Source organism: Lactiplantibacillus sp. ME-2 (assembly GCF_022549155.1).
GTDB lineage: Bacteria > Bacillota > Bacilli > Lactobacillales > Lactobacillaceae > Lactiplantibacillus > Lactiplantibacillus plantarum.
Genome location: NZ_JAKZEQ010000060.1, coordinates 1 through 8,142, shown reverse-complemented (window position 1 = coordinate 8,142; position 8,142 = coordinate 1). Strand labels below are relative to the sequence as shown.

Annotated in this window: 7 protein-coding genes and 1 pseudogene; 3 read left to right on the top strand and 5 right to left on the bottom strand. The window is 36.3% G+C overall.

Annotated elements, in window-relative coordinates:
- Nucleotides 1-95 (top strand): annotated as a pseudogene (locus MMY95_RS14495) (recombinase family protein); the annotation flags it as partial.
- Between the two features lie 487 nt (nt 96-582).
- Here MMY95_RS14495 and MMY95_RS14490 read toward each other — a convergent pair.
- Complete coding sequence (locus MMY95_RS14490) at nt 583-1,014, bottom strand: universal stress protein (RefSeq protein ID WP_045353756.1); 432 nt, start codon at nt 1,012-1,014, stop codon at nt 583-585.
- Complete coding sequence (locus MMY95_RS14485; RefSeq protein ID WP_063493576.1) at nt 1,014-2,606, bottom strand: Nramp family divalent metal transporter; 1,593 nt, start codon at nt 2,604-2,606, stop codon at nt 1,014-1,016. The genes MMY95_RS14490 and MMY95_RS14485 overlap by 1 nt, the downstream gene beginning before the upstream one ends.
- A gap of 123 nt (nt 2,607-2,729) precedes the next feature.
- Here MMY95_RS14485 and MMY95_RS14480 point away from each other — a divergent pair, with 123 nt between their 5' ends.
- Nucleotides 2,730-3,383: a metal-dependent transcriptional regulator gene (locus tag MMY95_RS14480; protein ID WP_016526784.1), complete on the top strand. Its 654-nt coding sequence runs from the start codon at nt 2,730-2,732 to the stop codon at nt 3,381-3,383.
- 1,389 nt (nt 3,384-4,772) lie between these two features.
- Here MMY95_RS14480 and MMY95_RS14475 read toward each other — a convergent pair.
- Nucleotides 4,773-5,702, bottom strand: coding sequence for an IS30 family transposase (locus MMY95_RS14475; protein ID WP_147781561.1), 930 nt, complete (start codon nt 5,700-5,702; stop codon nt 4,773-4,775).
- 131 nt (nt 5,703-5,833) lie between these two features.
- Here MMY95_RS14475 and MMY95_RS14470 point away from each other — a divergent pair, with 131 nt between their 5' ends.
- Nucleotides 5,834-6,520 (top strand): IS6 family transposase, encoded by a 687-nt coding sequence (locus MMY95_RS14470; protein WP_080131859.1) that lies wholly within the window; start codon nt 5,834-5,836, stop codon nt 6,518-6,520.
- 170 nt (nt 6,521-6,690) lie between these two features.
- Here MMY95_RS14470 and MMY95_RS14465 read toward each other — a convergent pair whose 3' ends face one another.
- Together MMY95_RS14465 and MMY95_RS14460 are read right to left on the bottom strand one after the other, a co-directional pair.
- Entirely contained in the window at nt 6,691-7,020 is a 330-nt protein-coding gene (locus MMY95_RS14465; protein ID WP_016526788.1) for a hypothetical protein, read from the bottom strand.
- 12 nt (nt 7,021-7,032) lie between these two features.
- Complete coding sequence (locus tag MMY95_RS14460) at nt 7,033-7,884, bottom strand: ParA family protein (protein WP_016526789.1); 852 nt, start codon at nt 7,882-7,884, stop codon at nt 7,033-7,035.
- Between the last annotated feature and the right edge of the window lie 258 nt (nt 7,885-8,142).

The window sequence follows — 8,142 nt, the reverse complement described above, 5'->3', positions numbered from 1 at the left end:
AAGGCATGACTTATAAGATGATTGAACGAAAGACGGGGATTAGTAAACGCACGCAGCAGCGTCGGTTTAAGTTAATTGAAAAAGATAGCTTCTAAATTTATTTAAGATGGCTTAAATTAGCCTAAACATGAATACTTAAATAATCGCTTACTAAAAAGATTACTGCTTGGTTTAAGTAGTCTTGAGAAATATTCATTTTGAAATTGGAGGCATTAAATTATACTAGCTTTCTATATAATATTAGTTGTGATAGGGTTCGATATGAACTACAAGAGGCCCGCTCAATTGTTAGTTGAGCAGGCCCTTTGTGGGTATTTTGATAAAGAGTTAGTTACTCTATGCTAATTATAAGTCTTAGTTTCCAAATAGAAACATATTTATCAAAATAATACAGTTTATACGATGGATGTTAGTCTCTACAATGTGTTTCATAGCAGTTGATAGTTACGGTTAAAAACCGTATGCAACAATTAATAAGAAATGCAAATTTTACTAGTCTTCATTATAAAATTTTCTTAGCTGTATAAAAGCCGGCGTATTATTAGAGTCTACAAACTCTAATAATACGCCGGCTTTTATACATTATCGGATAACTAATACCGAAATTGGTGAATATTTAGCCATGTAAGCTGCTTGACTACCAAAGTGACGTCGAATGCCCCGCTTGGCTTCAGAGCCAATGATTAAAACATCTGGTTCTACGTGTGGAATAATATCTTTCACAATGACTTCACCAGGTTCACCTTCAGCTACTAAGGCTCGTACATTCTTGACACCAGCGGTTTGAGCTTCTTTTTGGTATTCTAAGATATGCTTTTCCAGCTCAGTTCGCTCGCCGTGAACGAAGCCTTTACTTAAAGCTTGATACACGTTCATGTCATCTTTTTCCAAGACAGAAACAATAACTAATTCTGCTTCATCTTGAATGGCTTGATTAATGGCATGCTTGAAAGCTAATTTAGCATCAGCAGAATCATCGACACCTACTAGGATTCTCTTAAAAGCTGTACTCATTATTTAGCCTCACTCTCAGTTTGATGAGCTGCCAGCTTAGCAGCGTAACGTTTATTGCCGCGATATAAATCATAAATGGTCCATGCCAATAAGGCTAAAATTCCAACAATCAAAATATTGGCAATAATTGAAGATAGGTTCTGTTCAGCTGTTGACGGATTATCTCCGAAGAAACCTAGAATTGAGTCCGGTAATCCTTTAAGGTTCAAAACAGTTAGCGCAATAACTGAGAACCACCCTAAAACCTTGACCCATAGTGAGTTTTTAAAACGTTGGCCCATTTCTACCTCACTATTTGTCATCATTAGTAACGGCAACATGGAGAATGGAAGGGCAAATGCCAAGAATACTTGGGAGTTATTCATTAAATTATTTAAGGCAGTATGTTCAGCAATAGCACTTTTTCCGCTGGTAAGGGCAACACAGATCAAAACAGGAATAACTGAAATTAACCGGGTTACTAGACGACGTAACCAGAGCGGCATACGCATGTGTACAAAGCCTTCCATGATTACTTGCCCTGTTAGAGTACCCGTGATAGTGGAGTTTTGCCCAGAAGCTAATAATGCCACTGCAAATAGGACCGATAAGACCCCAGATTTAGCAACTGCAATCAAAACGCCGTTACTTAACATAGAAGTATTAGATAGAGCTTGATACAATCCGAAGAATGAAGGATCCTTGACAGCTCCGGTCTTGAAAACAGCAACCCCCATGATTAATAACAATGAGTTAACAACAAAAGCAAAGGATAGTTGAATGTTTGAATCCCAAGCGGAAAACTTGACTGTTCGAGCAATATCCTCCTCATCATGATGGTCAACTTTTCGTGTTTGTGATATGGCCGAATGCAAGTACAGGTTATGGGGCATAACGGTTGCTCCAATGATACCTAAAGCACCTGATAAGGGTGTCATACCAGCAACTGATTTAGAACCTGAAAAAGTATCGGCAGTAGGGACGAGGCCCTTAATTACGCCGCCCCAATCTGGATTTGATAAAGCCACTTGATAGACGAAAACTGCTAAGATCACAATAATTAAGCAAACAACAATAGCTTCGATTTTGCGGAAACCAATTTTAGTTAATAATAGCAAAACTAGAACATCAAAAACAGTTACGAAAACTGCAATAACCAATGGAATATTGAACAGGAGATATAAGGCAATTGCGGCCCCGATAACTTCGGCAATATCCGTAGCCATAATGGCCAATTCGGTTAAAATCCATAGGACAACCCCTAATGACTTGCTAGTCCGGGCACGAATGGCTTGGGCCAAATCCATCTGACTCACGATACCAAGTTTAGCTGCCATGTATTGTAAAAGCATCGCAATCAAACTTGACATCAAGATGACAGACATTAGTAGGTACTGGAAATTTTGCCCACCGGTGATTGAAGTTGACCAATTACCGGGATCCATGTAGCCCACGGCGACCAATGCACCAGGCCCTGAATATGCAAATAAAGTTTTCCAAAAGCTCATATTTTTGGGAACTTCAATTGTGCCATTAATTTCTTCTAGCGAAGGACCGTTAGCATATTCTATTAACTTATGCTTTTTGACGCTCCCCTTTTCTTCCTTGCTCAACTAAATCTCCACCTTTCTACAAATAGGCTAACATTTAAGCCTTTGTTATTGTACAATAAAAGTCAGAATATTTAAACATTTTTTTAGGCACGCTTAAAATTATTCTGCTTGTGGGTGAATAAAATGAAATCAAGAACAAGTAATTATTTAAAAACTATATACGAGACTAGCTATACGCAAAGATGGACCTGTAACAAGCAACTTGCAACAATGTTAGGCGTGTTGCCTGGATCAGTTACTGAGGCAGTTAATCGATTAATTTCACAAAAATTAGTTGTTAAAAATAAAGGCCAGATTAAGTTAACGAAACGGGGCTATCAGCTAGTTGCAGATTTGATGTATCGTTACCGTCTATGCGAGATTTGGCTCGCGGATAATATTCAATTATCACTACCAGAGGTTCCTAGACAAGCATGGCTAATGTCAGCTATCGATAGTTCTGTAGTAATGGCCAAGTTAAATCAACAAATGGCTTATCCCAAAACGAGCCCATTTGGAGGTGCTTTAAAGTTAGAATCTTTTTCCAAATATCAGCACCCAACTTTGCTATCCTTATTATCAATACCAGTCGGGAAAGAAGTTAAAATTATTAGTTTTTTAGAAACACCCGCTACAATTCATTATTTTCAGCATTCTGGCTTGCATCTCGGGCAAGTATTGACCATTAATAGTAAGAATACAGTATTACCAAATATTTCAATAACTGATGTTAAGGATAATGAGTATCTGATTGATAATTCGATGGCTGTTTATATATATTGTGAGCTCTTAAGTTAAAAGCTTTTAAAGTTCTATAGTAGTCAAATCTTTATAAATAATGGTATTTATGAAGAACACTAAAATGAGAAATAGGAGATAATAATGATTAATCATCCTAAACAAAGGTCAAAATTGATTTATCAACATCAATGGAAACACCAACACACTATCAAGGCAGAACAATGTATGCTGAAGAACAAACAAAGACATACTTTTCGAGTCTTAAATTAAAATTATAGATACAGAAACTATGTATTACGGCTTATAACAGTTGCCATCTAACTATCAGAATTTAAAGAATTGATACTATGATGTCATTAATACTAGGTTTAGAAAATGGTTTTGTAGGGTGCGCCTACTTGACTGCTATTATTTGCAAGAACAACGATAATAATAAAGACTAGATATCATAGAAGGTGTCAATTCAATGATGTCTAGTCTTTAAATGAAGTTGACTAAATCCTAAATGACGACTAGCAATAACTATGTAGTTATTTCCATTCGTCATTTTGTGACTAATGGGTCACATTCTCTACATATTCATAAGACTTCAGCATTTTAGTTTGGGCTGAATTCAAATCAATGGTTTGAACAGGAATAAAATGTTCAGATAATTCTGAACGTCGATCACCAGCAAAAATTGAAATGGTCATATCATACAAGTCTATATGGTATAACAAAGATCTTTGTGCAGTGTCAATGTAAATAGTAGTTTTAGTAAAAGGCTTCCAAAAATATATCTGTGGGGGTAAGAGACGACAAGAATCTAAAAAGCTATAAGTTTCATTAGGGGTCATATAATTCTCCTTTCTTCTGCCTCAAAGTATAGCATTTTTAACCCAATAACAAAAAAATCTTTTTCAAGACTAACTTTAAAACAAACCTCCTGAGTCGTAGTAAATTCAAATTTAGGGGGCTACTGTGTTCCCATAATGAAACAAGAGATATTAAATAAGTTTGAAAAAAATATTCTTGCTTTAAAATTTTATGTAGTCTTACGGCGCTAAGAGTCAGCGATATCTACCATTGGTATAAGCGTTTTAAAGTGAAGCGTTTTCAGACTGAGTCACATCAGTCTGAAAACGACTGTTAAATCCGTTATGACATAGCTAAAATGCCTAATTGAAAAATATCTGGAAGTGCCATATTTTAAAAGCCGGTTCGTTTCATAATGGATTTAATGTCCAACCGTAGGAGCTTACTTTAAGTAAGCTGTTTTGGTATTGGTTGACAGGATTCAGGTTAAAATCAACACTAAGACAGCTATTAATGGATTAACCTGAATAAAATGGTTGGAATTGTGTTACAGGAGTCTCATTTTTGGATGAGTATAATGCTACAAAGAAAACTAAGTTGGTGCTTGACGGAGAGCAAAATAAAAATATTATTAAGGGGTAGATTGCAAATTTAATCCGAATTTTTGGACAAATTTGTCAGCATCACTTGGTAAGGTGTTTGCCAGTTAAGTACTTTAAGGGGGCGCTGGTTAATTTCGAGTAACGTCGTTGTTAAATCTTGAGCACTAATGTGCTCAAAACAAGTCCCCTTAGGGTAAAAATAACGTAAGTTTCGATTAAATCGTTCATTACTGCCGCGTTCAGCTGGTGCGTAAGCATGGCAGTAATAGGTTTGAATACCGTATTGTGGTTCAAATGACACTAGATTGCTAAACTCAGTGCCACGGTCGACAGTAAAGCTGTGCACTGGCCCCTTAAAAGTTGTTAGAAACATAGTTAGGGCTTCATTAACAGTCGCCGCTGTCCGATCTTTTAATCGGTAAGCCCAAAGAAAACGTGATTTGCGATCAATTAGCGTTAATAAAGCAGCCTTGCTATGTCCACGAGGTCCAACCACTGTATCTATTTCAAAATCACCGATGCGGTTACGTTGGTTAATCACAATTGGTCGTTGTTCAATTGAACGCCCTAATGATTGATTATATTTAGAACGTTTGTCAAGGTTACGCCGTTGGCGTAGCCCATGTTCAGGTAGTTCACTCAAGGAGAATTCAATTTTCCCCTGATATAGCCAATTATAAATAAATTTAGTGGCTAGTTTAAGCTCATGCGCAATCACTTCTGGTGACCAGCTTAGACGTAAATGGTTTAGAATGGTTTGCTTTAATTTGGCATTCAGTTTAGTTTTTCGGCCACAATGCGCCTGTTTATATTCAGCGTTGGCCTGTGCTAATTCAGCTTGATAAGGTTGACAACGAGATAATTCATAAGAAATCGTAGACGGCGATCGTTTTAACCGCTCAGCCATTTGGATATTGGTCAGTCCTAGCTCACAAAAGGTTTCAATTTTAATTCGTTCAGAATAGGTTATACTAGACAAAAGATCAGCTCCTAAAAAATGGGTTTGTGGTAAACACCATTTTAAAGGAAGCTGATCTTTTTTGTCCGAACAGCGTTCGGATTAATTTTACAATCTACCGTATAATTAGTCTAAAACGCGGGGTAGCTATGATGAAAAATTATTTTAAAGGACGACATTTCCAGAAAGACATTATTTTGGTGGCCGTTGGCTACTATTACAGATTTTCATTGAGCTATCGTGATATTGTTGAAATATTACGTGACCGTGGAATTGCCGTTCATCATACAACCATTATGCGCTGGGTTCACCATTACGGGCCACTATTCAAATTATTATGGCGTAAACAGCGATGCTCACATAGCCAGAGTTGGCGAGTCGATGAGACTTACATCAAAATCAACGGTCGATGGTGTTATTTTTACCGAGCCATTGATAGTCATGGATTAACGCTAGACTTTGAGTTACGTAAACATCGTGATTATCAGTCCGCTTATCATTTCTTGAGATGCCTATTGACAACCTATGGTTGTCCAAATTGCTTGGTCACTGATCAATATGGAGGAACGTTAAAAGCCATTAAACAAGTGATTAAGGATGGGTTATTGGCAACGGAGAATCACCAGTGTTCTAAATATCGTAATAATTTGATTGAACAAGATCATCGGCTAATTAAACATGTCTTAGTAAAATCAAGTGGCTTTCAATCGCTACGAACGGCTTTAAAAACCTTAAGTGGGATTGAAGTTATGCATCAATTACATAAACAAAGCCAAAGAGAACCTAATATCTTTGGTTTTTCGGCATTACAATCGTTAAACGAATTATTGGCAAACTAACATGGCAATGACTGTCAAAATGTGGTAAACAGACCTCTTTATTATTTTTGCACCAGAACCCTCATTACGAGGTGGGTGGCCTTTTTTGTGTGCATTCTGCTTCATTTAAATGGACAAGTATACGTCTAAAAGGTGAACGTGTCGTCTGAGAGCATGTTAAAGATGTATAGTTACTCTGTATTTTCTTTAAACCTTCTTTTTTCAGATGAAGACAAATGATCTTCAACGTAATCGTCAATTAGAAACTGAATTACCTCATAATTGTATCCCATTTTTAAATATCGTTTTAATTCTTCAATTTCTGCTTTTGTTTGTGGAGACACTTTCAAGGTTTTTCGTTGATTGGTAGCTGGAATGTACTTAGATGTTTCGTCCGGTATAGTGCTAACTGGTTTATTTTCTTTCTCTTTTTTCGGGGTGACAGTATCATTTTCTAAGAAAGGTTTCTCTGGAGTAAAGTTTCCCTTTTTCCGTAGAGCTTCTAGTTTGTTTACAGACATATATAATCACCTCTAACTATTTTCAGACTCGTAGACTCTTTGAGCAAATTCGCTAGCAACCAATTTATATTTCTCCATAACTTTTTTGTCAAATCTATCTCGGTCTGTAATTCCCGTAATATCAAATCTTTTTATTCGTTCCATATGCGGAATGACGGTTTTAAAAACAAGGTCGTCTCCAAATGCATCTTTAGCTGCTTCGAGCATTGCTGTATCAACGGATCCATTCTTATTTTGTAAAACTGGCAATATTCCTAATATATCAATATCTAAGGAGTATGTATCTTTATATTTCAAAAGATCACTAATGTAGTTTTCCGCTCCTGTCAATGAACGTTCCTGCGTTTGGAATGAAATCAACGTGTAGTCGGAAGCTACGACAGCGTTTTCTGTTACTTCTTTACTCATCGGTGGAACGTCCAAAAGGATTATATCAAATGTGTCTTTTAATGGATCGATTAAGGGTTTCAATATTAATGCTTCATCATAAGATCTATTTGTATGTTGGTAAACGTATTTAGGAAAGTCTTGGAAATCAGTAAAAGACGGTAACAAATAAAGATTGCTTATAATCTTAACTGGTAAATCACGAAAGCTCTGATTTGATACTCCATACATGATAGTTTTATCAACGGTGTTTATATTATCTGGATCGTTAGCTGATTTTGTTAACAGCAATGCTTTAGTTGCATTAGTTTGAGGATCTAAGTCTATCACTAATGTTTTTACACCAAGCTTAGATAATTGGTAAGCAATTAGAATGCTATTTGAGGTTTTACCAGCTCCACCTTTATAGTTACCAACAGTTATTACAAGGCCTTTGCGTCTGTTTGCTAAATTGTCTATAGTTTTTTGCTCGTTCATTTTTTACCTCCAGTGTCCCCTTTTTGTATGATAATACGTTTATTTTGTTAAAATGTCAAAAAATAAAAAGAGACATGTCCCTTTGGGGACAAAGAGAAAAAGAGACATGTCTCTTTAGAGACAAAGAGAGAAGGGGAAAAAGGGACATTTTGTATTTGTAGATGCTTTAAATTAGGCTTTTGTAATATATCAAAATTATATAGAAAGAGACATGTCCCTTTGGGGACAAAGAGAAAAAGAGACATGTCTCTTTAGAGA

What these genes read in the sequence shown, in the direction of transcription:
- MMY95_RS14490 (WP_045353756.1), bottom strand. Translation starts at nt 1,014, where the DNA reads ATGAGTACAGCTTTTAAGAGAATCCTAGTAGGTGTCGATGATTCTGCT.
- MMY95_RS14480 (WP_016526784.1), top strand. Translation starts at nt 2,730, where the DNA reads ATGAAATCAAGAACAAGTAATTATTTAAAAACTATATACGAGACTAGC.
- MMY95_RS14470 (WP_080131859.1), top strand. Translation starts at nt 5,834, where the DNA reads ATGAAAAATTATTTTAAAGGACGACATTTCCAGAAAGACATTATTTTG.
- MMY95_RS14465 (WP_016526788.1), bottom strand. Translation starts at nt 7,020, where the DNA reads ATGTCTGTAAACAAACTAGAAGCTCTACGGAAAAAGGGAAACTTTACT.
- MMY95_RS14460 (WP_016526789.1), bottom strand. Translation starts at nt 7,884, where the DNA reads ATGAACGAGCAAAAAACTATAGACAATTTAGCAAACAGACGCAAAGGC.